The sequence below is a fragment of the Paenibacillus sp. R14(2021) genome (assembly GCF_019431355.1).
Lineage (GTDB): Bacteria > Bacillota > Bacilli > Paenibacillales > Paenibacillaceae > Paenibacillus_Z.
The window spans coordinates 2,058,298-2,084,398 of record NZ_CP080269.1; the positions used below are offsets into that span (position 1 = coordinate 2,058,298).

At 52.2% G+C, this 26,101-nt stretch carries 24 protein-coding genes and 1 tRNA gene; 5 read left to right on the plus strand and 20 right to left on the minus strand.

All coding sequences use genetic code 11. The features are described from left to right. Nucleotides 1–9: 9 nt before the first annotated feature. From cobA to KXU80_RS09815, 15 genes are all read right to left on the minus strand, one after another. Nucleotides 10–1,581: a uroporphyrinogen-III C-methyltransferase gene (cobA, locus tag KXU80_RS09745; protein WP_219837987.1), complete on the minus strand. Its 1,572-nt coding sequence runs from the start codon at nucleotides 1,579–1,581 to the stop codon at nucleotides 10–12. After that, a complete protein-coding gene (hemC, locus tag KXU80_RS09750) occupies nucleotides 1,578–2,543 on the minus strand; it encodes a hydroxymethylbilane synthase (protein WP_219837988.1) in 966 nt (321 codons plus the stop codon). The genes cobA and hemC overlap by 4 nt, the downstream gene beginning before the upstream one ends. Before the next feature lie 3 nt (nucleotides 2,544–2,546). Continuing rightward, nucleotides 2,547–3,239, minus strand: a complete 693-nt coding sequence (locus KXU80_RS09755) for a precorrin-2 dehydrogenase/sirohydrochlorin ferrochelatase family protein (protein WP_219837989.1) — start codon at nucleotides 3,237–3,239, stop codon at nucleotides 2,547–2,549. 33 nt (nucleotides 3,240–3,272) lie between these two features. Further along, entirely contained in the window at nucleotides 3,273–4,091 is an 819-nt protein-coding gene (ccsA, locus tag KXU80_RS09760; protein WP_219837990.1) for a cytochrome c biogenesis protein CcsA, read from the minus strand. A gap of 26 nt (nucleotides 4,092–4,117) precedes the next feature. Further along, nucleotides 4,118–5,497 carry a glutamyl-tRNA reductase gene (hemA, locus tag KXU80_RS09765; protein WP_219837991.1) on the minus strand — a complete coding sequence of 460 codons (1,380 nt, stop codon included), beginning with the start codon at nucleotides 5,495–5,497 and terminating at the stop codon, nucleotides 4,118–4,120. A gap of 166 nt (nucleotides 5,498–5,663) precedes the next feature. Beyond that, the gene (gene speD / locus KXU80_RS09770; protein WP_219837992.1) at nucleotides 5,664–6,062 is read right to left on the minus strand and encodes an adenosylmethionine decarboxylase; all 399 of its coding nucleotides are present in this window, start codon (nucleotides 6,060–6,062) and stop codon (nucleotides 5,664–5,666) included. A 335-nt stretch (nucleotides 6,063–6,397) separates the two neighbouring features. Further along, nucleotides 6,398–6,988, minus strand: a complete 591-nt coding sequence (locus tag KXU80_RS09775) for a non-ribosomal peptide synthetase module (RefSeq protein ID WP_219837993.1) — start codon at nucleotides 6,986–6,988, stop codon at nucleotides 6,398–6,400. A 168-nt stretch (nucleotides 6,989–7,156) separates the two neighbouring features. Beyond that, nucleotides 7,157–7,786: a ribosome biogenesis GTP-binding protein YihA/YsxC gene (yihA, locus tag KXU80_RS09780; RefSeq protein WP_219837994.1), complete on the minus strand. Its 630-nt coding sequence runs from the start codon at nucleotides 7,784–7,786 to the stop codon at nucleotides 7,157–7,159. 18 nt (nucleotides 7,787–7,804) lie between these two features. Beyond that, entirely contained in the window at nucleotides 7,805–10,168 is a 2,364-nt protein-coding gene (lon, locus tag KXU80_RS09785) for an endopeptidase La (protein WP_219837995.1), read from the minus strand. Nucleotides 10,169–10,255: 87 nt separating this feature from the next. Then, entirely contained in the window at nucleotides 10,256–11,962 is a 1,707-nt protein-coding gene (lonB, locus tag KXU80_RS09790; protein ID WP_219837996.1) for an ATP-dependent protease LonB, read from the minus strand. 142 nt (nucleotides 11,963–12,104) lie between these two features. Beyond that, nucleotides 12,105–13,226, minus strand: a complete 1,122-nt coding sequence (gene ispG, locus KXU80_RS09795; RefSeq protein ID WP_219837997.1) for a flavodoxin-dependent (E)-4-hydroxy-3-methylbut-2-enyl-diphosphate synthase — start codon at nucleotides 13,224–13,226, stop codon at nucleotides 12,105–12,107. A 101-nt stretch (nucleotides 13,227–13,327) separates the two neighbouring features. Continuing rightward, nucleotides 13,328–14,584 (minus strand): ATP-dependent protease ATP-binding subunit ClpX, encoded by a 1,257-nt coding sequence (clpX, locus tag KXU80_RS09800; protein WP_219837998.1) that lies wholly within the window; start codon nucleotides 14,582–14,584, stop codon nucleotides 13,328–13,330. Between the two features lie 43 nt (nucleotides 14,585–14,627). Further along, nucleotides 14,628–15,209, minus strand: coding sequence for an ATP-dependent Clp endopeptidase proteolytic subunit ClpP (gene clpP, locus KXU80_RS09805; protein WP_219837999.1), 582 nt, complete (start codon nucleotides 15,207–15,209; stop codon nucleotides 14,628–14,630). 196 nt (nucleotides 15,210–15,405) lie between these two features. Further along, nucleotides 15,406–16,707 (minus strand): trigger factor, encoded by a 1,302-nt coding sequence (gene tig, locus KXU80_RS09810; protein ID WP_219838001.1) that lies wholly within the window; start codon nucleotides 16,705–16,707, stop codon nucleotides 15,406–15,408. Between the two features lie 91 nt (nucleotides 16,708–16,798). After that, complete coding sequence (locus KXU80_RS09815; protein WP_258171436.1) at nucleotides 16,799–17,707, minus strand: hypothetical protein; 909 nt, start codon at nucleotides 17,705–17,707, stop codon at nucleotides 16,799–16,801. Nucleotides 17,708–17,963: 256 nt separating this feature from the next. Here KXU80_RS09815 and KXU80_RS09820 point away from each other — a divergent pair. Further along, nucleotides 17,964–18,040 (plus strand) — tRNA-Arg (locus KXU80_RS09820). Nucleotides 18,041–18,153: 113 nt separating this feature from the next. Here the strand turns inward: KXU80_RS09820 and KXU80_RS09825 are convergent. After that, nucleotides 18,154–19,146, minus strand: a complete 993-nt coding sequence (locus tag KXU80_RS09825; protein ID WP_219838002.1) for a Delta(5) desaturase DesA — start codon at nucleotides 19,144–19,146, stop codon at nucleotides 18,154–18,156. A 77-nt stretch (nucleotides 19,147–19,223) separates the two neighbouring features. Further along, entirely contained in the window at nucleotides 19,224–19,427 is a 204-nt protein-coding gene (locus tag KXU80_RS09830; RefSeq protein ID WP_219838003.1) for a cold-shock protein, read from the minus strand. A gap of 167 nt (nucleotides 19,428–19,594) precedes the next feature. On the opposite strand from KXU80_RS09830, the gene KXU80_RS09835 reads away from it, so the two are divergent. The 4 genes from KXU80_RS09835 (at nucleotide 19,595) to KXU80_RS09850 (ending at nucleotide 23,889) form a co-directional block, all read left to right on the plus strand. Then, complete coding sequence (locus KXU80_RS09835; RefSeq protein WP_219838004.1) at nucleotides 19,595–20,467, plus strand: tyrosine-type recombinase/integrase; 873 nt, start codon at nucleotides 19,595–19,597, stop codon at nucleotides 20,465–20,467. A 196-nt stretch (nucleotides 20,468–20,663) separates the two neighbouring features. Then, nucleotides 20,664–22,352: a hypothetical protein gene (locus KXU80_RS09840; protein WP_219838005.1), complete on the plus strand. Its 1,689-nt coding sequence runs from the start codon at nucleotides 20,664–20,666 to the stop codon at nucleotides 22,350–22,352. A gap of 19 nt (nucleotides 22,353–22,371) precedes the next feature. Continuing rightward, nucleotides 22,372–22,884: a hypothetical protein gene (locus tag KXU80_RS09845; RefSeq protein ID WP_219838006.1), complete on the plus strand. Its 513-nt coding sequence runs from the start codon at nucleotides 22,372–22,374 to the stop codon at nucleotides 22,882–22,884. A gap of 132 nt (nucleotides 22,885–23,016) precedes the next feature. Then, the gene (locus tag KXU80_RS09850; RefSeq protein WP_219838007.1) at nucleotides 23,017–23,889 is read left to right on the plus strand and encodes an SDR family oxidoreductase; all 873 of its coding nucleotides are present in this window, start codon (nucleotides 23,017–23,019) and stop codon (nucleotides 23,887–23,889) included. A 72-nt stretch (nucleotides 23,890–23,961) separates the two neighbouring features. Here KXU80_RS09850 and KXU80_RS09855 read toward each other — a convergent pair whose 3' ends face one another. The 3 genes from KXU80_RS09855 to KXU80_RS09865 all read right to left on the minus strand — a co-directional run bounded on the left by KXU80_RS09855 (nucleotide 23,962) and on the right by KXU80_RS09865 (nucleotide 26,095). Continuing rightward, nucleotides 23,962–25,293 carry a 5'-deoxyadenosine deaminase gene (locus KXU80_RS09855; protein WP_219838008.1) on the minus strand — a complete coding sequence of 444 codons (1,332 nt, stop codon included), beginning with the start codon at nucleotides 25,291–25,293 and terminating at the stop codon, nucleotides 23,962–23,964. Nucleotides 25,294–25,394: 101 nt separating this feature from the next. Next, nucleotides 25,395–25,742, minus strand: a complete 348-nt coding sequence (locus KXU80_RS09860) for a hypothetical protein (RefSeq protein WP_219838009.1) — start codon at nucleotides 25,740–25,742, stop codon at nucleotides 25,395–25,397. Further along, the gene (locus tag KXU80_RS09865) at nucleotides 25,739–26,095 is read right to left on the minus strand and encodes a hypothetical protein (protein ID WP_258171340.1); all 357 of its coding nucleotides are present in this window, start codon (nucleotides 26,093–26,095) and stop codon (nucleotides 25,739–25,741) included. Before KXU80_RS09865 ends, KXU80_RS09860 begins: the two co-directional genes overlap by 4 nt. Between the last annotated feature and the right edge of the window lie 6 nt (nucleotides 26,096–26,101).

Consider the following 26,101-nt stretch of genomic DNA (forward strand, 5'->3'; position numbering starts at 1 on the left):
AAACGCCTCCTATTTCGTGCGATGCTTCAAGCGGGATTCGGCAATAGCTTCAATGAGTCCGTCAATCGTTGCATCTTCCGGTTGTATCGTAACGTTCAGTCCGGCGTCAGCTGCTGTGCGAGCCGTCACAGGACCGATGCATGCAATATCAATGCCTTGCAGCAGGTCAAGTGGTTTCTCTACGCCCATGCGGCGCAGCAATTCAAGGAAATTAGTAACGGTCGACGAGCTTGCGAAGGTAATGACATGTATGCCGCCGCTTCGCAGCAGGTCAAGCACATCTTCGTCCTGGTCTTGGGCGATAACAGTTTCATATACATCGATTTCGACCGGCTGCAGACCTTTGTCTTTCAACGTCCGCGGCAGCACTTCACGGGCCAGATCCCCCCGCGGCAGCAGGACCCGTTGTCCTGGCACCAGATTCTCCGCTAAGCTGTCCAGCAGGTCTTCGGCCTGAAACTTGACCGGAAGCATATCGACAAGAATGCCGTGTTTCTCGAGCGCTTCAGCCGTCTTCGGCCCGACTGCGGCGATGCGTGCACGGTGGAATTGACGAATATCGATTCGCAGCTTCTTCAGCCAATCGAAGAAATAGTCGACACCGTTCACGCTGGTGAACATGATCCAATCGTATGAAGGCGCATCTGCCATCGCCGCCTGCAGCAGCGCGAGTGTCTCGAGATTCTGAGGTTCACGCGTCTCAATGACAGGAAATTCGCAAGGCTCGCCTCCAAACTCCTCAATCCGTTCCACCAGGTCGCTGCTCTGCGCCCTCGCTCTCGTCACCAGCACGCGCGTACCGAACAGCGGCTTGTTCTCATACCACTGCAGCTTCTCGCGCTGCAGAACGACATCGCCGACAACGATAACCGCAGGCGGTTTAAACTTCGCCGCCTTCACGATTGCTTCGATTGTCTCGAGCGTCCCCGTGATCGTCCGCTGCTCGACGCGCGTACCCCAGCGAATGAGTGCCACCGGCGTCGAAGCCGGCTTGCCGTGCTTGACCAGCTGTTCCGCGATATAGCCGATTTTGGCGACCCCCATGAGGAATACAAGCGTTCCTGTAGCGAGCGTCACCTTGTCCCAGTGAATAGACTGGTCCAGCTTGTCCGGACTCTCATGGCCGGTAATGATGGATAAGGAAGAGGCCAAATCTCTATGCGTCACAGGAATGCCGGCATAAGCAGGCACGGCAATGGCTGAGGTAATGCCCGGTACGATGTCAAATTCAATACCGTGCTGCTGCAACAGCTCGGCTTCCTCGCCGACTCGGCCGAAGATCGTCGGATCGCCGCCTTTAAGCCGCGTGACGATTTTACCCTCCAAGGCGAGATCGACAAGCAGTTGATTAATGTCTTCTTGTTTCATTGTATGACGGTCGGGCAGCTTGCCGACGTATATTTTTTTAGCGCCTGGCTTCAAGTAACGAAGCAGCCTCGGACTTGCAAGCCTATCATAAACAATCACATCGCAGAGTCCAATGCATTCCCTGCCCCGAACGGTAATCAGCTTCGGATCGCCGGGACCCGCCCCTACCAAATAAACTTTCCCTTTGCTTTTCTCCGTAAGCAAACCGATCATCCCCTTACTTCCGATAAAATACGGTCAGCTCCCTTGGCTTTCAGCAAATTCGCAACTTCAACACCCAGCGCTTCGGGATCAGTTCCACGCATCGTTTCTTTCAGAAGGATCGTTCCATCGGGCGAGCCGACGATGCCTGTCAACGACATCGTTATTGTACCCTCGCCATCTTGTTCCACAACGACGGCATGCGCTCCGATCGGAATTTGGCAGCCGCCGTTTAGTGCACCTAGGAAGCTTCGCTCGGCAGACACGGTCAGCGCGGTCAGCTCGTCGTTAAAGAGCGACAGCAGGTGACGAACCTCTTTATCGTTCTCCCGGCATTCGATGCCTAGCGCGCCTTGGCCTACCGCAGGGACACAAACCTCTTCTGACAGAAACGTCGAAATCTTGGACTCCCAGCTCATCCGATGCAGACCCGCCGCCGCCAGCACGATGGCATCGAAGCCTTCGCTCTCCAGCTTCTTAATTCGGGAATCAATGTTTCCCCGGATGGATTCAATTTGCAGATCCGGACGGGCATATTTCAATTGGCTGGCACGGCGCAGGCTGCTCGTTCCTACTTTCGCTCCTTGCGGGAGATTCTCGAATGAGAGCCCGCCAGCCGTCACGAGGCAGTCTCTCGGGTCGACGCGCTTCGGCACGGCGCCATTCATGAGGCCTTCAGGCAGCTCGTAAGGCATGTCTTTCATGCTATGTACAGCGAGGTCGATTTCTCCATCGATCAGTGCTTGTTCGATTTCTTTGACAAAAAGACCTTTCCCGCCTACCTTGGACAAGGTTACATCCAGGATTTGGTCGCCTTTTGTCACGATCTTTCGAATTTCGAAGTCATACGTTAATCCATGCTCTTGGCTCAGCGCTTTCAATTGATCGATGACTTGCCCGGTTTGCGTCAGCGCTAGCGCACTCTGTCTCGTTCCGACAACGATGGTCCGGCGCCCATTAATAATGTATGCCATGGTTTAACATCCCCTCTCAGCCGCCTGCAGCAGCCTATTCATCCATTCTTCTAGCTGGTATTCGCTCATATCGGCATAGGGCCAAGAATCCTTCGCACGTGCTTGCTTATCCGCCGTTTCTGTGAACAGAGGCAGTTCTTCGGCCGCAAGCCGCAGCACCGCAGTACGCAAGCCTGGCTCTGTTATGATTTCAAGTACTCGTTTGCGAAGCGCATGCAGCCGTTCAAGAAACCCCTCGTATTCGGGTCCGTATTGCTCTGCAAGTCTTCGTTTCAGCAGCGCCGTCAAGGCAGGGCTGGCTCCGCCTGTCGACAAAGCGATAGTTAAATCCCCTCGTTTCACGACAGCAGGCGTTATGAAACTGCCTAGCTCCGACCGATCTGCCGTGTTAACGGGAATTCCACGTTCATCTGCAGCAGCTGCGATTCGCGCATTAAGTTGACGATCGTTCGTTGCGGCGATGAGCAAGAAGGCACCTTCAAGGTCACTTTCTCTGTATTCCCTTTGTACATAGGCAATACACCCGCTTCCGGTAAGTGCCTGAAGCCGTTCGGTCGAGGCAGGTGCAATGACAATGACTGTGTCCGCTCCGCCTTCTATTAATCCGAGCACCTTTCGCTCTGCGACCGTACCGCCGCCGACCACGATACAGCGTTTGCCTGCGAGCTTCATCATCATAGGATAATAGCCGGGCAATGCTTCTTCCTCCTCGCAATAGGTCCGCGGTATCTACGACCACCCATGGAAATTGGATGCCTGATTAATAAATACATTCAACAGCAGAACGGTATAGCTAATGAGATTAAACCGCGCGAACTTCCAGCCCGTACCGTCAAACCATTGGTGCTTCATGACGTTCCATATATAGAGAGCCAACGCGACGAACGACGTCAACACCTTCCAATCTAACAGCAGCCCGTATCGCCCTTCGATGAGGATGGACGTAACCGCAACCGTTAACGACAGCAAGAGCAGCGGTGTTCCAATCAATGAGACACGAAACATAAAACGGTCGGCCGCATCCAGGCTCGGCAGGCGCTGCATCCGCTTCGTCCATTGCTTGCCCTTGAGACGCGCGAACAGAAACATATACATCCCCGAGAAAATCGCACTGACCGTAAAAGCCGTATAAGCAAGAAGCATAAGCCCAATATGGACATAAAGCATGTCATGGGCAAGCTCCCAGCGCGCCAACGAAGCACCGCTGCCGATCCGAAACAAATTGACCGTCAAGATCGCAAAGCCGAACACGTTCACGAAGAAGACGATAAACTCCATTCGAAAAAAACGGCTCATCACTAAAGAAACCGTGATAAGCAGCCAAGAGAAAACGAATAAATATTCAAACAAATTCAATACGGTCATGTCCAAATGGGAGATAATCCGATGAATTAGAAAGCCTGTTTGAAGGATCCAGACGAAAACAAGGAGCCCTGTTCCCACCTGCTTCGCTTCCCGGTTTCGATCCACGAAATCCGAGAAGTAAAAGAGGAGGCTCAGGGCGTATACGTACATCATTCCATCATAAAACCAGTTGTGTGTAACCATTGGCGCCTCCGCAAACGTTGGCTGATTTAGGTCGTAACGGCCGCAATCGCACCTTGGCCAAGCTTAGCTAAGGTGTCTGCCGGCGATGATTTCTCGATAACCGGCTTCGATTTCTCGGCCTTTTCCGCCGTCCGCTCAAGCTCTTCTTCAAGCGCGAACAATTTCACAAACATATCCATCGCTTGATCCGCATGCTTCTCCCCAGCCATTTCCTTCACCCGAAGAATGGGGTCGTGCATCATTTGATTAACGATGCTCTTCGTCAGTTTGTGAATGATCTTCAGCTCGCGATCGCCCAGATCAGGCAGCTTATTCGTTAAACTGTCCATCGTTTCTGCGTGAATGGCAGCTGCTTTCGTCTGAAGCGCCTGAATAAGCGGAGCGACGCCGAGCGTTTTGTACCATTGACGGTATGCTTCGACCTCGGCCTCGATTAGCACTTCAATCTTGGCTGCTTCCTGGCGGCGCTGCTCCATGTTGCTCTCGACAATGCCTTCTAAATCATCAATGTCATAGAGGAATACATTCTCGACCGAAGCAATCGCCGGATCCAAATCTCGCGGAACCGCGATATCAATCATGAACAATGGCCGCGATTTACGTTTTTGCATCGCTGCAGTAACCTGTTCACGCGTCAGAACATAGCCATCCGAACCCGTTGAGCTGATGACAATATCCGTCTCGTGCAGCCTCGCGACAGCTTCTTTCATATCAAGCGGAGTGCCATTAAACTTGTCTGCCAGCTGAACGGCACGGTCATACGTGCGGTTCACGACGAAAACCTTCTTAACGCCGCTCGAGTAAAGATGCTTAGCCGTCAGCTCGCTCATTTTGCCGGCACCGACAATCATGACGGTCTTGCCGCCAAATTGGCCGAAGATGCGCTTGCCGAGCTCCACGGCCGCGTAGCTGACAGATACTGCAGCTTCGCCGACTGCTGTATCGGAGTGAGCTTTTTTCGCAAGCGTAACCGACTGCTTGAAGATGGAGTTAAAGAGCGTTCCCGTCGTCTTCTGCTCCTGCGCTAGGAGGAAAGCATCTTTGACTTGACCCAGAATCTGCGTCTCGCCGATGACCATGGAATCCAAACCGCTCGTTACTCGGAACAAATGCTCGATTGCCTTCTCATCTTCATGCATATATAAATCCGAGGTGAAATCCTCTCTCGGGGTTTTAAACCATTTCTCCATAAAACTGCGAATGTAGTGACCGCACAAGTGTGGTCGGTCCACAACTGCATAAAGCTCTGTACGGTTACAGGTCGCTACGATGACACATTCCATAATGCTTTTGGTTTGCTTCAATTGCTTCAAAGCCTCAGGCAAGTCGCGGTCAGCGAATGTAAACCGTTCTCTAACCTCAACTGGAGCTGTCCGATAATTAAGTCCGACAACCATAATGTGCATGTGCGTTCACCTGCCCTTCAACGTGATTTTCACAATTAGTATAGCACAGTTCGACAACCTGTACCCCCGCAATTATGAAAATTATTTGAAATACTCATCCCTGTTTCATCGTAACAAAAAAGCCGCGATTGCACTCGCGGCCTTTATCTCATCCTATAAAAAAATGTTACACAAGCTCGGCTTGCTTCATATCTGCTTCAACGACTTGTAATTCTCCCATGCCGCGGACAAGCTTCTTAGCATGTGTCATTTTCGGTTTCAATACAGACATCATGTAGTCGATCGCAAGCTGCGGATCCACTGTTTCTCCACAAGTGTAACAATCAAGAGCAGCGAAGCCTCTCTCAGGATACGTGTGAATGGAAAGATGACTTTCTGACAGCATAACGAGCACCGTCGCACCTTGTGGTTCAAATTGTTTGGCTTGTACGGAGAGTACGGTAGCGCCGCAAGCTTCAGCCGCCTCTACCATTTGGGCTTGTAAAAATTCGGAGTTGTTGAGCAGGTCAAAATCCACACCCCAAGTGTCAACAGCAACGTGTCTTCCGAAAGTTGAATATTCCATCTCTCGGTTCCCCCTTCCTAGGAATAAAATGTTTTGTAATTTCATCCGCTAGGACCTACGTCATTCACTGCCCGAGGGACTTTCCTCTCGCAACATTACCATGTCCTGAGTGAATCCTGGTTCCTAATATTCATTGCAACGAAAATAAAAATACCATCTATTGCGGATAAATGCAATAGTTTTTTTTAGGCAAATTTGATTTGAGAACACACTGCAAACTCCAGTTACCAACGTATGTTGGAACAAAGGCTTATGTGTTCGTCCAATTGTTGTGTTTAAAATAAAAAAAGCCGCAGTATATGCGGCTCTGGACAATTATATCCTTCATTGAAGACTTATGCTTCCAACCTAAACAGCTGCTTCGTATAAGCGGCTAAACGTGCATCAATCATAGCAATTTGTGCTTGGTTGCTGCATTGATTACGCAAATCCAGCAGTTGATCAACCGCGCCGTGAACGATCGCGATCTCATTCTCGATATCCATAACACGGAATGCAGCTTCGAGCTGACCGATCGTATCCTTGAATTCGAAAATCACTCTCGCTTCATTGTTCTTGATTTCAACAATTTTGCGAACGTTGCCTTGTACGTAATGATATGTCATCGTGTAATTGGGATAAATACGATTGACGACGGCATCGCCGCGAAATGCTGCCACGGCCTTGCGCATTGCGTTCGTCAGTTTCGGATGCAGCATTCGGCAGGAAAGCAGGCAAACAAACTGATCTTGCTGACGCTCGAAAGTTAAGCGGACCTCTTCTCGTCCTGCGTCGTCCTCGAGAACCATCTCGTGATTGCCGTTCTCCAACACCCGCACCTGATGCTTGACATGCTGGTCTTCGAAGAACCGGACAAATCCCGCCATCTCTTCAGCCGTTAATTGCAGAGAAGCATTGACATACTCTGTGGCTATCCGCTGAGCCATAAAAATCTCCTCAATTCTTTAAAGTAACGCGTTTGTAAAACGATTGCTTACGTCTATTATACCGCATCGCGGCTGTTTCTTCCTGCCGTCCAGCCGCGATATTCTCGCATATTTCTGAATAATTAAGGAGATTTTACGATGAGTCCGTGAAATTGTGCGTAATCCTCGCTATTCGATTGAAACTTCTGCTGTTTCTTCCGCTTCTTCACTTGTTTCCTCAATCATGCTGTTAATAACGGCCCATAGCTCATCACGGCCAAGCCCCGTCTCTGATGAGAACAGGACATGATGGTCACCGGTCTGGAAGCCTAAGGTTTGCTTGACGAGCTTGATCTGCTTATCCCATTGACTGCGCGGCACTTTGTCTGCCTTCGTCGTAACGACGCAAACCGGAATTTCAAAATGCTTCAGCCAATCGTACATGAGTACATCGTCCTTGGACGGAGCATGCCGAATATCAATGATGAGCAGCACCATCTTCAGCGGCTCTCTGTCGCTTAGGAAGGTCTCAATCATTGTTCCGAACTGCTGGCGCTGTACCTTGGATACCTTCGCGTAGCCATAGCCTGGAAAGTCGACCAGATACACTTGACCGTTAACGCGATAATAATTGAGCTGCTGTGTTTTGCCGGGCTGCGAGCTCGTTCTAGCAAGTCCTTTGCGCATAATCATACGATTGATGAGCGATGATTTGCCGACATTAGAACGCCCTGCCAGAGCAAACTCTGGCAAGGCATCGTCAGGATATTGATGGGGCTGTACAGCACTGATAACAAATTCTACATTGGTAATCTTCACGTCTAAGTAACCTGCTTTCTAATGCGTTTCTACCGGTGAATGCACTTGTGCTTGAGTAAGCGCGTGCTGAAGGACCTCGTCCATCGAACTGACCGGAACAAACTCCATCTCGTTCCTAATGCTGTCCGGAATGTCGCGCAGGTCGCGTTCGTTGTCTTTCGGCAGAAGCACTTTCTTAATGCCGGCACGATGCGCGGCAAGCGATTTCTCTTTCAAGCCGCCAATTGGCAGCACGCGTCCACGAAGCGTGATTTCGCCCGTCATCGCAACTTCTTTCGATACATACCTGTTCGTTAACGCGGATATAAGCGCCGTCGCCATCGTTATGCCTGCTGAAGGACCGTCCTTCGGAATCGCTCCCTCGGGAATATGAATGTGGATGTCATTCTTCTCATGGAACTGAGGATCGATACCTAGCTCGTTTGCACGTGACCGCGTGTAGCTGAACGCAGCCTGTGCAGATTCCTTCATGACATCTCCTAGTTTACCGGTCAGAGTCAGCTTCCCGCTACCCGGCAGCACCGTTACTTCGATAACCAGCGTATCGCCGCCTACTTCGGTCCATGCAAGTCCGGTTACAGCACCGATCTGATCCTCGACCTCCGCCATGCCATAGCGGAATTTCGGCGGTCCGAGCCATTCCTTCACTTTGGATGCATCGACTTCAATAGGCTCTGCAGTCTCCGCATTCTCTTCGCTTACAATTGCCCTTGCGGCTTTTCGACAAATCGCCGCAATTTGCTGCTCTAAATTACGAACACCGGACTCACGCGTGTATTCGCGAACGACCTGCAGCAGGCTGTTTTCACTGATTAACATCCGGCCCTCTTGAATGCCGTGCTCCCGCTTCTGCTTAGGAAGCAGGTACCTTGTAGCAATTTGAAGCTTCTCGAGCTCCGTGTAGCCGGGAATGTACAGCACTTCCATCCGATCGAGCAGCGGCCGCGGAATATTGTGAATCGCATTGGCCGTCGTAATGAACATGACGTTAGATAAGTCGAACGGCACTTCGATAAAATGATCGCTGAACGTGTTGTTCTGCTCCGGATCCAGCACCTCAAGCAGCGCGGAGGCCGGATCGCCGCGAAAGTCCATCGCCATTTTGTCGATCTCATCGAGCAGGAAGACGGGATTTAATGATCCTGCTGTCTTCATGCCTTGAATAATACGGCCAGGCATTGCGCCTACATACGTACGGCGGTGGCCGCGTATCTCGGCTTCGTCACGGACGCCGCCAAGCGAGATGCGAACAAACTCCCGGCCCATCGATTTGGCGATGGATCGCGCCATAGACGTCTTACCGACACCCGGAGGTCCGACGAGACAGAGAATAGGGCCTTTCAGTTTCTTCACGAGCTGTTGAACGGCCAAATATTCAAGTACGCGTTCTTTCGGCTTCTCCAGACCATAATGGTCCTCGTTCAATATGCTCTCGGCCTTCGATACGTTGAGGTCATCATCGGTCTGCTTGTTCCAAGGAAGGGAAAGTAGCCAATCGATATAATTGCGAATGACGCCGCCTTCCGCTGACGTGGACGGCATCTTCTCAAGACGGTCAATTTCTTTCTCGACCTTCTCTCTGACCTTATCAGGTATGCCGGATTCAGCCATTTGCGTGCGGAGTTCTTCCACCTCGCCCGCTCGTCCTTCTTTCTCGCCCAGTTCCTTCTGAATGGCTTTCATTTGCTCGCGCAAATAGTATTCCTTCTGGGTTTTCTCCATTTGCTTCTTGACGCGCTGGCTGATCTTGCGCTCAAGCTCCAGCACTTCCCGCTCGTTGTTCAAAATATCGAGCAGTCGCTCTAGACGCTCCCTGACATCAACCGTCTCCAAGATATCCTGCTTATCCTTGATCTTGAGCGATAGATGGCTCGAAATGACATCCGCCAGCCGGCCCGGCTCGTCGATATCGGATACCGCGGCGAGTGTCTCCGGTGTCACCTTTTTCGACAAATTAATATAATGCTCGAACTGGTTCAGCACCGTTCGCATTAGCGCATCGATTTCGGAGTCCGTTGATTCCGATTCCGGCAGCTCGCGGATCGACACTTCATAATAGTCGTCGTTCGGCAAATAATCGACGATCTCCGCACGGGTTACGCCTTCGACGAGCACGCGAATCGTTCCGTTCGGAAGTTTGAGCATTTGCCTTACGCGGGCAACCGTGCCGACGCGGTAAATATCCTCCTGCGACGGCTCTTCAATATTCACTTCCGACTGCGAGCACAGCAAAATCATATGATCGTCCAGCATGGCGCGGTCTAACGCGCGCACGGATTTCTCTCTGCCTACATCCAAATGCAGCACCATGCTGGGGTATACAAGAAGCCCCCTAAGCGGTAAAAGGGGCAATCGACGACCTTTCCATTTAGCAGGTCCCATTCCAGCACCTCCGTCTTTGAAGTTCCACGCTCACCATATCGTGACCGAAAACTTCGGCCTTAAGTCTTAGCGCCTTTCTCCATATTATCACTCAACGGAATCCGCCTGCAAATAAGGCAGCCCCTTGGCGATAAAAACATCGGCAGCCGGCGCCGGTGCGGCGGCAGGTACCGTAAGGTCGTCGGCTCCGAATACGTGGCGGAACACTTCCTCCACATGATCGACCGGAATCACCTGAACGCCTTGCAGATCGGCGAATATCGCCTGCCAGTTCTCACGCGGAATAATGACCGTATCGGCCCCTGCCTGGAACGCCGCCTCTACCTTAGCCAGCACGCCGCCAACAGGCTTCACGTTGCCGTGGATGCCCATCTCGCCTGTCATCGCCAGCTTGTTGCTAATCGGCTCTGCTTTAATGGCAGAAGCGATGGCGGTCGCCATCGCGATGCCTGCAGACGGTCCGTCAATCGGCGTGCCGCCGGGAAAGTTAATATGCAAGTCATAATTCTCGGGCTTCATACCCATCCTGCGCAGCACGGTGAGCACATTCTCAATCGAGCCCTTAGCCATGCTCTTGCGTCTCAGCGTCCGGCTGCTTCCTCCGCCCAGCTCTTCCTCGTCGACGACGCCTGTAATCGTATAAACGCCTTTGCCAGCCCGCGCTCCGATCGCGCTGACCTCGATTTCAAGCAGCGTCCCCATATTCGGCCCATATACCGCAAGTCCGTTTACAAATCCGATCTGCGGCGCGGCAGGCACTTTACGGTCAGGACGCGGCGGAATTTGGCTGCTGTTTACAACCCACTCGATATCCGCCGCCGTGAGGGTGTCCCGTTTCTCAGAAAGCGCCAGGCCTGCTGCCAATTGAATGACGTTGACTGCTTCGCGCCCGTTCGTTGCATAGCGGGTAACGACATCAATGGCTTCCTGCGATGGAGGAAGGCCGATCTTCTTAAGCGCGTTGACGGCGATCTGCGAGATTTCATCCGGCAGCAGCGGACGGAAATAGATTTCCATGCAGCGTGAACGAAGGGCTGGTGGAAGTTCCTGCGGCGAACGCGTCGTCGCGCCAACGAGCCGGAAATCCGCTGGCAAGCCGTTCTGAAAAATATCATGGATATACATCGGAATATTGTTGTCTTCCGAGTTGTAATATGCGCTTTCAAGGTACACCTTGCGGTCTTCCAGCACCTTTAACAATTTATTCATCTGAATGGGATGCAATTCACCAATCTCATCAATAAACAGCATGCCTCCATGGGCCTTGGTCACGGCACCGGGCTTTGGCTGCGGAATGCCAGCAACCCCCATCGCTCCCGCCCCTTGGTAGATCGGGTCATGAACAGAGCCGATCAGCGGGTCCGCGATTCCTCTTTCGTCGAAACGGGCGGTCGTTGCATCGATTTCAGTGAACTTGGCATCCATCAGGAAAGGCGATGACGGATTCTTCTTCGCCTCCTCCAGCACGACGCGGGCAGCAGCGGTTTTCCCAACGCCGGGAGGACCGTAAATGATTACATGCTGCGGGTTTGCGCTGCAGAGCGCCGCCTTGAGCGCCCGCAGGCCATCACGCTGGCCGACGATATCATTGATCGTCTGTGGACGCGTCTTCTCGGACAGCGGCTTCGTCAGGGAAACGGAGCGCAGTTTGCGCAGCTTATCCATTTCCTTGCGGGACTCTCTGTCTACGGCCGTCCGGTTTGTCTTCTGATTGCGCAGCAAATTCCAGAAGTACAGCCCGATCACAATCGCGAAGAACACTTGAATAAACATCAGAATCACACTCAAACTCATTGCAATTACTCCTCTCATTACAGAATCCGACGGCTTATACCGTACATTCTGCACATAAAAAATCCGGCTTTACGGGGCGTATACTGTTCAGTATTGCCCCTGGCCGGATGGAATAATCGCTCTATTCAGCTAAAGTTTGTTCCTATGCCGATACGTGCGCACCGGGCTGATGCTTGCGCCCCGGAATTTCGCCCGTTGCCTCGAATACACGTACGATCTCGTCTATTTCTTTCTTCAACTCAGAAAGCAGCTCGGCTTCAGGCACTTTACGGATCATTTCTCCATAGCGGAACAGCATGCCTTCGCCTCGAGCTCCCGCAATTCCGATATCCGCTTCACGCGCTTCGCCGGGACCGTTCACGGCGCACCCAAGCACGGAAACTTTAATCGGCACCTTAATCTTGCTGATATATTCCTCGACTTCGTTGGCAATTGAGAAGAGGTCGATGTCTAGACGACCGCAGGTCGGGCAGGACACGAGCGTTGCCGCGTTGGTAATGAGACCAAACGTCTTGAGCAGCTCGCGCGCAACCTTCACTTCCTCGACCGGATCGGCGCTTAAGCTGATACGCACTGTATTGCCTATACCCATCGCAAGCAGCGCGCCAATACCTGCCGAGCTCTTAATCGTTCCGGTATGAAGCGTTCCAGCCTCTGTGATGCCCAGGTGAAGCGGATATCGAATCACTTCTGCTGCCATACGATAGGCTTCGATCGCCATCGGAACGTCGGATGCCTTAAGCGAAACGATAATGTCATGGAAATTAAGCTCTTCAAGAATTCCGATATGGAACAGAGCGCTCTCTACCATCGCTTCCGGCGTCGGATAACCGTACTTCTCGAGCAGATGATTTTCCAGCGAGCCAGCATTGACGCCAATTCGGATCGGAATGTTATGCTCCTTGCACGCTTTGACGACAGCTTCGACTTTCTCTCTGCGGCCGATATTACCGGGATTAATCCGGACTTTATCGACGCCATTCTCAATAGCCGCCAGGGCTAGCCGATAGTCAAAATGAATATCCGCAACGAGCGGAATATGAATCCGTTTCTTGATCTCTTTAATGGCTTCGGCGGCTTCTTTGTTGTTGACCGTAACACGGACAATCTGGCAGCCTGCTTCTTCCAATCTTAGAATTTCTGCGACCGTCGCTTCAACGTCTGCCGTCTTGGTGGTGCACATGCTCTGTATGATGACTTCATTATTGCCGCCGATCGTGAGCGGACCTACCTTGACCGGAACCGTATCCTTGCGCAAATACATCAGGTAACCTCTCCCATGAACGTCAAAGTCCACCCCTGCATACCGCGTCAAACTGATCGCGGCAGACAGAGGTGGAAGCATTTGAGGTCTTATTTAGTGGATCAGGCGCTTTCTTCCTTCTTCTTGCCTTTCTTGGAAACAAGCTCAGGCATGATCCGGTCTTGAACGACCTTCTCCGTAATGAGGCAGTTGCTGACGTCGTCGCGGGAAGGAACCTCGTACATCACGTCGAGCATCAGACCCTCGATTATTGCACGCAGACCACGTGCGCCCGTGTTCCGCTTGATCGCTTCTTTGGCAATCGCATCAAGCGCTCCAGCTTCGAATTCAAGCTTCACATTGTCCATCTCAAGCAGCTTCTGGTACTGCTTCACGAGCGCATTCTTCGGCTCGGAGAGGATACGGACAAGCGCGCTCTCATCAAGCGGCTCAAGCGTCGAGATGACCGGCAAACGGCCTACGAACTCAGGGATAAGCCCGAATTTCAGCAGATCTTCCGGAAGCACCATCGACAGGTATTCGCCTGCTTTAAGGTCTTTCTGGCTGTCGCCGGCCGTATTAAAGCCGATGACTTTCTTGCCGATCCGGCGCTTGATCAGCTGCTCCAGGCCATCGAATGCGCCTCCGCAGATGAACAAGATATTCGTCGTATCGATTTGGATGAATTCTTGGTGCGGATGCTTGCGGCCGCCTTGCGGAGGAACGGATGCAACCGTACCTTCAAGAATTTTGAGCAATGCCTGCTGCACGCCTTCGCCGGATACGTCGCGAGTAATGGACGGATTCTCGGATTTGCGCGCTACTTTATCGATCTCATCAATGTAGATAATGCCGCGCTCGGCTTTCTCTACATCGTAATCTGCCGCTTGGATAAGCTTCAGCAAAATATTCTCAACATCTTCACCCACATAACCGGCTTCCGTCAGCGATGTAGCATCCGCAATCGCGAATGGCACGTTCAGGATTTTGGCCATCGTTTGCGCCAGCAGGGTTTTACCCGAACCCGTAGGACCTACGAGCAGAATATTACTCTTCTGGAGCTCGACATCTTCAAGCTTGTTCTGCGAATTGACGCGTTTGTAGTGGTTATATACCGCTACGGACAACGATTTCTTCGCTTGCTCTTGGCCGATTACGTATTGATCAAGGATGTTACGGATATCGCGCGGTTTCGGAATGTCTTTCAGATCCAGCTCTTCTTCATGGCCGAGCTCTTCCTCAACGATTTCCGTGCAAAGCTCGATACATTCATCACATATATAAACGCCCGGTCCGGCAACAAGCTTGCGTACCTGATCTTGCGACTTGCCGCAGAATGAACATTTCAGCTGGCCTTTTTCGTCGTTGAATTTAAACATGAGTTTTCACCCCTTCTTGTTGGTTCGGCTGACTATATAGGACCTACAGGGATGTTACAACTTTATCGATCAAGCCGTAGCTTAGTGCTTCTTCGGCGCTCATAAAGTTGTCGCGGTCCGTATCGCGGTCGATTCGCTCATAAGGCTGGCCCGTACGGTCAGACAAAATTTGGTTCAGCTTCTTCTTCGTCTTCAAAATCCAGTCCGCATGAATGGCAATATCGGAAGCCTGACCGCGCACACCTCCAAGCGGCTGATGGATCATAACCTCGCTGTTCGGCAGCGCGAAGCGTTTGCCCTTGGCGCCCGCCGTTAGAAGCAGCGAACCCATGCTGGCAGCCAGACCGACACAGATCGTCGATACATCCGGCTTAATGAACTGCATCGTATCGAAAATACCCATTCCTGCAGTTACAGAACCGCCCGGTGAGTTAATGTACAGATGAATGTCCTTCTCCGGATCATCCGCCGCCAGAAACAGCAGCTGCGCAATGACGGCATTGGCAACATCGTCGTCGATCGCACTTCCTAGAAAGATAATCCGATCCTTCAATAAACGGGAGTAAATATCGTAAGAACGCTCTCCCCGATTCGTTTGCTCAACGACCATTGGTACCAGATTCATGCGACCAACCTTCTTTCGTTATCGACTTGTAAATCAATACTTATTCTAACATGTTCCGAATGCAATGTCATTTTTCTGAATACTACATTATACGATACGGGCAAATACATATGTACGTGACTGTCGCCGCACCGGTTCAACAACCGATGAGGATAAAATAAGGCACGTGGGTACGTGCCTTATCGGGTAAATGATTTTATGCAACTACAGGTGCAGGCTTGCTGTTCTCGAGCAAGAATTTAATCGTCTTGCGAAGAACAAGATCTTCCTTGATATTGTCAAGATTACCGTTGCTTTCGAAAATCGTACGAAGCTCTTCAGCAGGACGGTTGTATTGTTTGGACAGGTTCTCAAGCTCTTCATTCAGATCCTCATCGCCGACAACAATGCCTTCGTTCTTCGCGATTTGCTCCAGAACCAGGTTGTTGCGAACGCGCTTCTCAGCGTCGCCGCGCATTTGACCGCGAAGCGCTGCTTCGTCTTGACCGGAGAATTGGAAGTACAGCTCAAGGTTCATGCCTTGCGCACGCAGACGGTTCTCGAAATCGCGCAGCATGAAGGTTGTTTCGGATTCAATCATCGCTTCCGGAATGTCAACGACCGCAACTTCAGACGCTTTATCTACGATAGCCGCTTCACGAGCGGATTCGCCTTCTTTTGTTTTGCGCTCCGTCAGTTTAGCCTTCAGATCTTGCTTGTATTCCTCAAGCGTATCAAACTCGCTGACGTCTTTTGCGAACTCGTCGTCAAGCGCCGGCAGGTTTTTACGTTTGATTTCGTGCAGCTTCACTTTGAATACAGCAGCTTTGCCGGCCAGGTTCTCCGCGTGGTAGCTCTCAGGGAACGTTACTTCAACGTCCTTGAAATCGCCGATTTGCATGCCGACTACTTGCTCTTCGAAGCCTGGGATAAACGAACCGGAGCCGAGCTCCAAGGAGTGGCGCTCGCCTTTGCCGCCTTCGAATGGCACGCCGTCAACGGAACCATCAAAGTCAATAACGGTAACGTCGCCGTTCTCAGCTGCGCCTTCTTCGATCACAGTGAGTTCAGCGTGACGTTGTTGAAGACGGTTAAGCTCTGCATCTACTTCTTCATCCGTTACTGCGGATTCAACTGCAGGAACTTCAAGGCCTTTGTACTCGCCAAGCTCAACTTCAGGCTTAACGATGACTTTCGCCGTGTACTTGAACGTTTGGCCTTTTGCGAATTGCTCAACGTCGATTTCAGGACGATCTACAGCGAATACGCCGGTTTCCTTCAGCGCTTCTGCGTAGGAATCAGGAAGCAGGATGTCGATTGCGTCTTGGTACAGGCTTTCAACGCCAAAGCGCGATTCAAAAATACCCCGCGGTACTTTGCCTTTACGGAAACCAGGCACGTTTACTTTCTGAACGACCTTCTTAAATGCTTTGTCGATCGCTTCATTAACTTGTCCAGCCTCAACCTCAACGGTGATGGAGACAAGATTCTTGTCTATTTTTTCCCAAGTTGCTGTCATGTTATGCTTTCCCCTCCAAATTAAATAACGCTTCTGCGTCAGATCTTACCCGTAATAAACCATTCTATTATACTCTACAATCAAATGAATATCAAGGCTTGTTCCCGTCGTCCTCGAAACTAAACTGTGCAATCTGGCGAAGGGAGCGGCAAGCTTGTTCATAACGAAAGCGCAGCGCGTCCGTTATGCCATATGTATCGCGCAAATCATCGTCGTTGACGCGGCCGTATAAGGACAATTCAAGTACCTGGTGCAGAGCTGCGGAATAGCAGTCAACGGTCTCCTCATCGTCGCTTTGCAGGCGGGTATAAGCAGTCGTACCATAGATGCACTGCAGGCACTCTTTCCACAATTCGCGTGCAAAATGCGGAAGCGATGCCTCGATCACCTCCGTGACGGCCTCCACCCGCTCCACCACTCTGGCAACGACTACCGGGAATTCATCCATGGAAAGCGGTGTCGATTCGATATCCAAATCCACATATTCGCCCATCCGCTCCAGTCTGATCTGTCCCGTTACGCCTCTTTTCTTCAAGCATTGCAGTGCCTTGAACTGAAGTGCGGGATGCAGATCGCTTCCCGAAAGCCATCGCAAGATGGTTTCATCGACATCCGGGTGCTTTAAGTAAGCCGCGCGCTCTAGTGCCAATATTTGCTGGTCGGCAACAGGATGATGCTGCATGATATATAAAACCTGCTGCACGTAGGCATCATCATATTCAGGAGGATTGATTGCTTCCTGTCGGAAATCGTCCTCGCCCAGCACTTGCTCTTCTATGTGGGTTGAAGCAGGTACACCGTTCATTTCATTGTCATATGTAGGAAATGCAACGTCGAGCCATGTCAGTAAATTGCCCCACTCTTCGTAATGCCGCTTCTCTTCGCCTTGACAAAGAAGCAGAAACCGAAGAAGCTCCTTTGCCTCGCCGTACTGCTCGGACTCCAGCATCCGCGTTAACTGATTCTGATATTGATCGAGCATGCTTGGAAACAAATACACATTTTCTCTATGTTCATCTTGTGAGGAATGGGTCATTGTAATAGAATCACCGCCTTATCTGTCAACCTGCTTGCAGGCTTATGTGCAGGTAGAGTTCGATTATAACACTCCATGCCGTCCTTTTCCATTTTGGCCGAAATAGGGTGTTTTGAAACCTGCATTTCGTTTCATAGACTGGCAGTCAGACAGAGGTAACAAATACAATGAAAATTAAGGTTGCATTATCTTAAACCTCATGATATATTATTTCCTACGTGTCCCAGTAGCTCAGTTGGATAGAGCACACGCCTTCTAAGCGTGTTGTCGGGGGTTCGAATCCCTCCTGGGACGCCATATCGTCCAAAATGGAACAGACTTATACATAGGAAGAGCCTCAAATCTCTTGGTGTCATTGGGATTTGAGGCTCTTTTTGTATGTTTAGAAATAAATCAGCATGCTCTCCCCGTTACCCTTCTGCGTCCCTGAATCCGACATACCTTCTGTTTCCTTCATCCCACAGCCGGTATCGGAGCGCCTGCAGACTCAATCGAAATCCAACGGCCGGCACGTTTCGAAACGCCGCATTGCTTTCATGAAACAGCTGTAAATTATAGTTCGTCACCAGAGGGTCCAGATGATGGATATGGTGAAAGCCGATATTGCCGGTCATCCATTGCAGGAATCTTGGCAGCTTGTAGTAGGAGCTTCCATGCATCGCCGCGCTGACGAAATCCCACTCCTTCGCTTGCTCGTAATAGGTATTCTCGAATTGATGCTGTACATAGAACAGCCATATGCCCGCAACGCCGGATAGGTAGAGAATCGGTCCTTCAACGAGCACAGCCTCTTTCCACCCCAGCGTCAAGCAGAGCACGCCCATTAATACCGCTAAGGACGCGTTCGTTATGAGCGTATTTACCCGCTCTTTGCTTCTGGCATTCTTCCGATTTAACCGGTTATCGATCAAGAAGATATATACAGGTCCGAGACCGAGCATGACGAACGGATTGCGGTATAAGCGATACCCTAATCGTCTCCACGGCGACAGTCCTCCATATTCCCTCGTAGTCAGCGTCCATATGTCGCCAATGCCTCTTCGTCCTAAATTCCCGCTGGTCGCATGGTGAATGGAATGATCGTGTTTCCATTTGGCATATGGGAAGAACGTTAAAATGCCCGTGATCGCTCCGATGATCGCATTCGTCTTCTTGCCGGCAAAAAAAGACTGGTGACAGCAATCATGAAAAATGATGAAGATCCGAATCATGAAACCTGCAGCCGGAACGGCAAAAGCCAGCGTCATCCAGAACGAGATCGTCAAACTTAGATAAGCGGCGCCCCACAACAAGATAAAAGGGATAATACTGTTGACCAGCTGCCAGACACTTTTCCTCACGTCCGATTTCCCTTGACGATCCATGTCTTTCTTCCAGCGGGTGTATTCTTGCAGTGAGTGCATGCTTTTCCCCTTTTCATGATGCTGTCCTATTTTCAAAAAAAGCTGCTCCTGTCATATTCAGGAGCAGCTTAAAAAGATTAATAAAGTTTCGAAACGTTCTCGGCCTGCGGTCCGCGATTGCCTTGGGCTATATTGAACTGAACGCGTTGACCTTCATCCAGCGACTTGTATCCTTCGCCTTCGATCGCGCTGAAATGAACGAATACGTCATCTCCGTTGTCGATTTGAATAAAGCCGAAGCCCTTCTCAGCGTTAAACCACTTCACGATGCCTGTTTGCATATAATTCCTCCAAAAAATCTATTGTCGTGCACGTGCAATGCCGTTCTTATCGCTGTCATTAGGCGTTAACAGGCGTTATCAAATCGCTCTTGATGTCCGCTAATGTATCGTCTACAATAAGAATATCATGTCCGCTAATGTAAGTCAAGACAGGAGGCTGTTCTCAAGTGAAGGAGACGCTCAGCATATCGGCTCAGGGCGCGCAGTACATACAGGCATTCATTCAAGCTCTCGACCATGAAGGTCTGAATCCCAAAACGTTAAAAGAATACGCAAGCGATCTTAGACAATTTATACGTTGGTGGGAGCAGCAAGAAGAAGCGGCTGCCTTCGAGATCGAGGCCGTCACCACGCAAAAGTTGTCCCTATATCGGGATGCCGCGCAAAATAACATGGCATTAAAGCCGGCGACCATTAATCGGCGACTGATTGCGCTGAAACGTTTTTTTGACTGGGCGGAGTCTTCGTCCCTCATTCCATCCGATCCTTCCAAACCCGTCAAATTGGTTCCGGAAGTAAAGTCAAGTCCCCGTCAGATGACGGATACGGAAGAATCCGCGCTGATCGCCGCAGCCGAACATGGCGGATCCCTGAGGGATCTGACGATTCTCATCGTGATGTTCCACACCGGTTTGCGGACCATGGAAGTATGCGACCTTATTCCCGACGACATCAGTTTCGACAATCGATGCGGACAGCTCACTGTTCGGTCCGGTAAACGAAATAAACAGCGGGAAGTGCCATTAAATGCCTTGTGCAGAACTTCGTTGGAAACCTATATGGCTATTCTCCCTCCAGGCAGCCATTATCTGTTTCCTTCCGAGAAAACCGGGGAACGCTTAACGGAGCGCGCATTGCGCCACTTAATTCAAAAATACATGAGCGCGGCTAGCATCGAGGGACTAAGCGCTCACGATCTGCGCCACAGGTTCGGCTATGTGACGGCCAAACAAATGCCGCAGGACCGATTGGCCCAAATCATGGGACACGATAATCCGGATTCGACAACGATCTACTTAAACGGCGAATCTGCGAGCTGAAAATAATAGACCAGAATCGAATTCGCCCAAGAAGCGCGAATTCGATTCCCGTCTTTTTTCATAACGCGTAAACCGCTCTGCGAGCGTGTCGCTCTCGGCTAAATTCTGCAAAATGTCGTACGTCCTAGCTCGAAATATATGGTAATATGGGACTATCATACCAATATTGCGAATATATTGTCGGAGGATGTCGATTATGAGTACCTTTGCTGAGTCCCAGCGTCCATCACGCAAGCCTGCATCATCCACAGCCGACAAAATCAACCCTCATGACATCAGCCGTGCATCTATGCCGATGCAGCTCCATGCCAAGCGCTCAATTGCTTCTTCAAGCGCGCTGCAGCTCCAGCGGGCGGCCGGCAACCAAGCCGTGATGCAAATGAACGGATTCAGCGGCCGTGCCCGCGGCGGAACCGTCTCGGGTGGTCCTCCCCCAGCAGCGCCGGCCGCCGCTCCGGCACCCGCAGCCGCTGCGCCTGCCGAACATGAAGCCGCGCCGCTCGCGCCGGCGGCACCAGCAGCGCCGGTGGCTGTTTCGGCACCCGCTGCACCGCCCGCCGCCGCAGCTGCCGCCGGACCTGCCTCAGCAAGAACTGCGCCTGCTATTCCTGGGAATCTTAGAGGTAAAGGAAGCTATGGCGAAATTTACAGCTGGCTGAAAGAGCTGGCCGGCAAAGACAAGAAAGCATCCCTCTTCAATTACTTCGACAGCCTGACTCCAGAGCAGAAAATGGGCGCTATTCAAGTCATGGTCGGTCCGAAAAACTCCGTGAACGTCGATAATGTCAAAAAGACGATGTTCAGCGGCATCATCAGCAAGTCCATGGATTGGGACCGTTTCTCCGTCGTCTCCCGTGAAGCAAAGAAGAAAGATACCACCAATTACAATGCCGACCAAGACCGCGATTACGCCAGCTACACGGCAATCGGTACCTCCGCGACGTCCGGCGGCGTCGGCGGCTCGGCAACCATCAGCAACGCTTTCGGCGCCCACAAGGCACTCCCGATCGCTGAAGGCTTCGCCCCGGCGTCAGGCGTTCTGAGCGGAGCCGCCTCCGTCTCGCAAATCTACAATGCCACGCAGAACTACGATGAATCACTCGGCACGACGGACAAAGCCCAGCTCGTCGTCGGCGAAGGTGCAGGCGGGGCAGCCGACCTGACTCGTTTCGGCGCGGGTACGGTGAACAGCGTGCGGACCGTGGCCGGCATGGGACTGAACGCCAGCGCGACCGTCGCAGCAGGCGCGGCAGGCATCGTCGGAGGCGCCGCCTACATGGTTAGCGGCGTGGCAGGTTATTACGAGAATAAGAAGAACGCAGCCAATTTGCATGACATCGAAGATCGCATGAAGAGCAGCACCGGCGAGCATGCCGCCGAACAAGAGCAAGCCGCCCACCTAGGCGGTAGCACGCAGGAAATGAACAAGGACAAGAACAAATATACGGCTGCCAAAGGCGCGCTCATGGTCATGGGCGGCGCCGCGATGCTCATCGCGGCTGCATCGCCAGCAGGCCCGATTTTGCTTGCGCTCGCCGCCATCGTCGGCGGCGTCGCGGCTATCGTGAAATTTTATAAGAAATACAAACGCAAAGAAACGTTCGTCGACAAAGCGCTGAAGGTTGACGAGGCGATGGCCAAGCCCGAGAACGAAGGCAAAGGCAAAGATACCGTCAGGCAGTCGCTGCTTGAAGAAAAGGGCTTCAACAGCACGGCGCAGTGTTATACGCAGATCGTAACGGATCTCGCCGGCATGCTGTTCGAGACTGGCGTGCGCGGGGACGATCCCGAAAGCCGGTCTATCATTGAGAGCATCGGCCTGCGCGTGGACAGTCCAAAGCAGAAACCGACGAAGGAAATGATCGCGAAGAAGCTCCACACCTAGCAAGGGAGATGGATACGGCATGCTGATCCAAGAAGATTCCATTTGCAATGATTTTTTGAGAAGGGCGCTTCGCTATTACGAATCGATCTCCATTCCAGCCAAGCTGCTCGCTCCGACGGAGGAAGAGCCGTACACTTCGCTTATTATCCGGTTCAGCGAGATCGGCGAGCGCAGCTCGGTCATCGATTTGGAAATGAGCTTCCTGCCAGGTCTAGAGGAGCTCAATCAGGCGGGCGTTTATTTGTACCAAGCGTTCGCCGTGCTCGCCGGACAAACGAACGAAGCACAAGCTGCCCAGCTCCATCCGCTGCTTGCAGCCTTTAATCTGCAGCTCCCGCTGGGTTCGTTCGGCGTATTTCCGGACGGCGGCGCGCTGTATTTGAAACAAACGGCAATGCTTGACCGCACAGGTTTGCTCGGCGACGGTGCAGTCAAGCTGCTGGATCAGCAGAACGGCGTCCTGCTGCACCAACTGCATCAGTTTACCGACAAGCTGCTCGCCGTATCAAACGGCAGCGCCAAGCATAACTGATTTCCGATCGAAGGCAGCACCGCTCCAAACGGTTGCTGCCTTCTTCAATTGGCTGTTCGAAAATTTCCGTTCCCCGTGCGTAAACCGATGCCTAACTAGGCAAGCTAATCCTTGGAAAGGAGTGGTTTGCCCATGACGCCACAAGAGCAATCGCGGCCGGCATCATTTCCGCCGCAGCATCAGAATCGTCAACCCGGTATAGAAAACGTGATGAACCCGCGGCCGCAGTTCCAATCCGCTGCCTACAAGCCGGCCGGTAAGCTGGCCGGTAAGGTCGCGATCGTCAGCGGCGGCGACAGCGGCATCGGCCGCGCGGTCTCTCTCATCTACGCCAAGGAAGGCGCCGACGTAACCGTCCTCTACTTGAACGAACATGAGGATGCCATCGAAATCAAAACGCTTATCGAAGGCTTGGGGCGCAAATGCCTTACAATGGCCGGCGATATCGGCGATCCCGTTTTCTGCGGTAAAGCCGTGCAGGACACTGTCGCCCAGCTCGGCGGCGTCGATATCCTCGTGAACAACGCGGCAGAGCAGCATCCCAAGGATAAGATTGAACAGATTACACCACAACAGCTGGAGCGAACGTTCAAGACCAATGTGTTCGGGATGTTCTATCTTACGCAGGCGGCCATGCCGCATTTGAAGCAAGGCGCCGTCATCATCAACACGACTTCCATCACGGCCTACCATGGAAGTCCAATGCTGCTGGACTATTCGTCAACGAAGGGAGCCCAAGTCGCATTCACCCGCTCCCTCTCTATGAACCTAGTCGGACAAGGCATTCGAGTCAATGCAGTTGCGCCCGGTCCGATCTGGACGCCGCTTATCCCTTCGACCTTCGATGAGCAGACTGTCGCTGCATTCGGTTCTGACACGCCGATGAAACGGGCAGGACAGCCGGAAGAGCTCGCACCGGCATACGTTTATCTGGCCTGTGAAGATTCCTCGTATATGAGCGGGCAAGTGCTGCACGTGAACGGCGGCGAAATCGTGAATGGATAACGAATAGGAATAGGCAAAAGGCCGGGCATGCGTCATGTCTCATGACAGCAATAGCCCGGCCTTTCCTGTAATCTATAGCCTCTTCAGCAGACGCGCGATGGAGCGGTCCGCTTCGCGAAGCACCTCCGTTTTGTCGACGGTCTTGACTTTACCCTTCTCGACGACGGGCTTCCCGTCCACCCACACATGCGAGACATTTCCTCTGGAAGCCGCATAAACGACTCTGGAGTAAGGATCCGCGTCGTAAGACGGAAACGTATGAAAATCATTCAGGTCGAGCAGCTGCAGATCCGCCTTCTTCCCTGGTTCAATGCTGCCGACCAGATGGTCTAGTCCCAGCGTCCGCGCCCCCCCGATCGTCGCCATGCGCAGCACGGTCCGAGCATTCATGGACTCCGGCCCGCAGCGAGCCTTGTGAAGCAGCGCGGTCAATCGCATCTCCTGGAACATATCCAGTGTATTGTTGCACGGCGCGCCGTCAGCCCCGATCCCCATGCCGATGCCCTGCTCCAGCAGCTCGGGAACTAAAGCGATGCCGGAAGCCAGCTTCAGGTTGGAGCTTGGACAATGGGTCATTTTGGTACCGGTACGTCTTAGAATCTCTTGCTCTTGTTCATCCAGCCAAATACAGTGGGCCAAGACGAGCCTTGGCGACGTCAAGCCGATATGGTCCAAATAAACAACATTGCGCATGCCCCGCTGGGACATGACGAGCTCGATCTCTTCTCGATTCTCCGCGGCATGCGTATGAACGAGCACCTGATTTTTAGCCGCAAGATCCCGCACTTCGGTCAACAGACGTTCCGTGCAGGACACGACAAAGCGCGGACAAAACGCATACTGAATTCGTCCGCTGTCATAACCGTGCCATTTCTCCAGCAGCGCCGTGCTCTCGGCAATAGAGCGGTCCGTATCCTCATGAAGGCCGGCCGGCACATCGCCGCCTGCGTCCATCATGACCTTGCCGGAGACCGCCCTGATTCCGCCTGCGGCCATCGCCTGGAAAGCAAAATCGGTATGGTTCACTGTCTCCATATCCAGTATCGTCGTTGTTCCGCTGCGCAGCAGCTCACCGATTCCGAGCAAGGCCGAATAGTAGACGGACTCCTCGTCATGCGCCGCTTCAAGCGGCCAGACGCGTGTCCGCAGCCAGTCCATCAACGCCATATCGTCCGCTTGGCCCCGAAACAACGTCTGACAAAGATGGATATGCGTTTGAACAAACCCCGGAAGCAGCAGCTTGCCCCGCGCTTCGATGATGCGGGTCGTCGACAGATCGTAATCCGCTGCTTGGCCGCCGACAGCTGCGATGATATCATCTCGAAGCAGCACGTCGCCGGTCAGAATATCATCCCGTTCATTCATCGTGACAATAGTCGCATTGCGCAATAGTGTCGTTCCCATAGCCGCCCTCGCTTCCTCAGCAAGTCATCACCAACCACCTTGTCAGGTATGCTCACATTGTACCACGGTAAGCCGCAGATGCGATCATAATCGTCAGAAAATTACGACCAATCCATTAATCTTCTGATATCGGCCCGAATACCCGGGTAAGAAAGCACCTGCTCCTTAAACGATTCGCGCTCGCCCCAGTCCGTCTTCATCGTTGGCGTATCGAACAGATCGTCACTGATATCCGTAAATGCCTGGTGCATATTGTTGTCATACCAATCGATTTCACTGCTGGCATCGTTATTGACGACAGCGATCATATCGTAATCGTTGTCTAGGGATTGGCCGAAATAAGCGAGCAGCTCCGGTGTCTGCGTATCGTTCGTCTGCACTTCGACCTCCGCACAGTGAATGCCGTCGCGATCCGTCGCACGCCTCACATGCGCTTGAATCACGATCATCTCAAGCTCCCCTCGGGAAACAGCCCCATCGTAGCAACATGGTGCTTCGTTTCGTCTGTTCCAAGCTCGTAAAGCAGCCGGTAAATATCGACCAGCAGGCCGTCGACGCCCGCATTGATCTCATGATCGGAAGCCGGACTGTAAGGCGTCTTGGCAAAGTGTATCGTTTGGGCTTCGTCCATGGAGGACAGCTCCTCCATCAGCTCCTGCAGCCTGCTCAGCTCTTCTTCGTTCGCCGTGATGACAAGCTCATAGGCTGTGACCGTAGGGTCCTCCAATATAGAGCCGGCTTGGACGGATACATAATACGTTTTGCGTGCGTAATAGGACTCCTCATGTTCATTTGCCATCATTCAAAA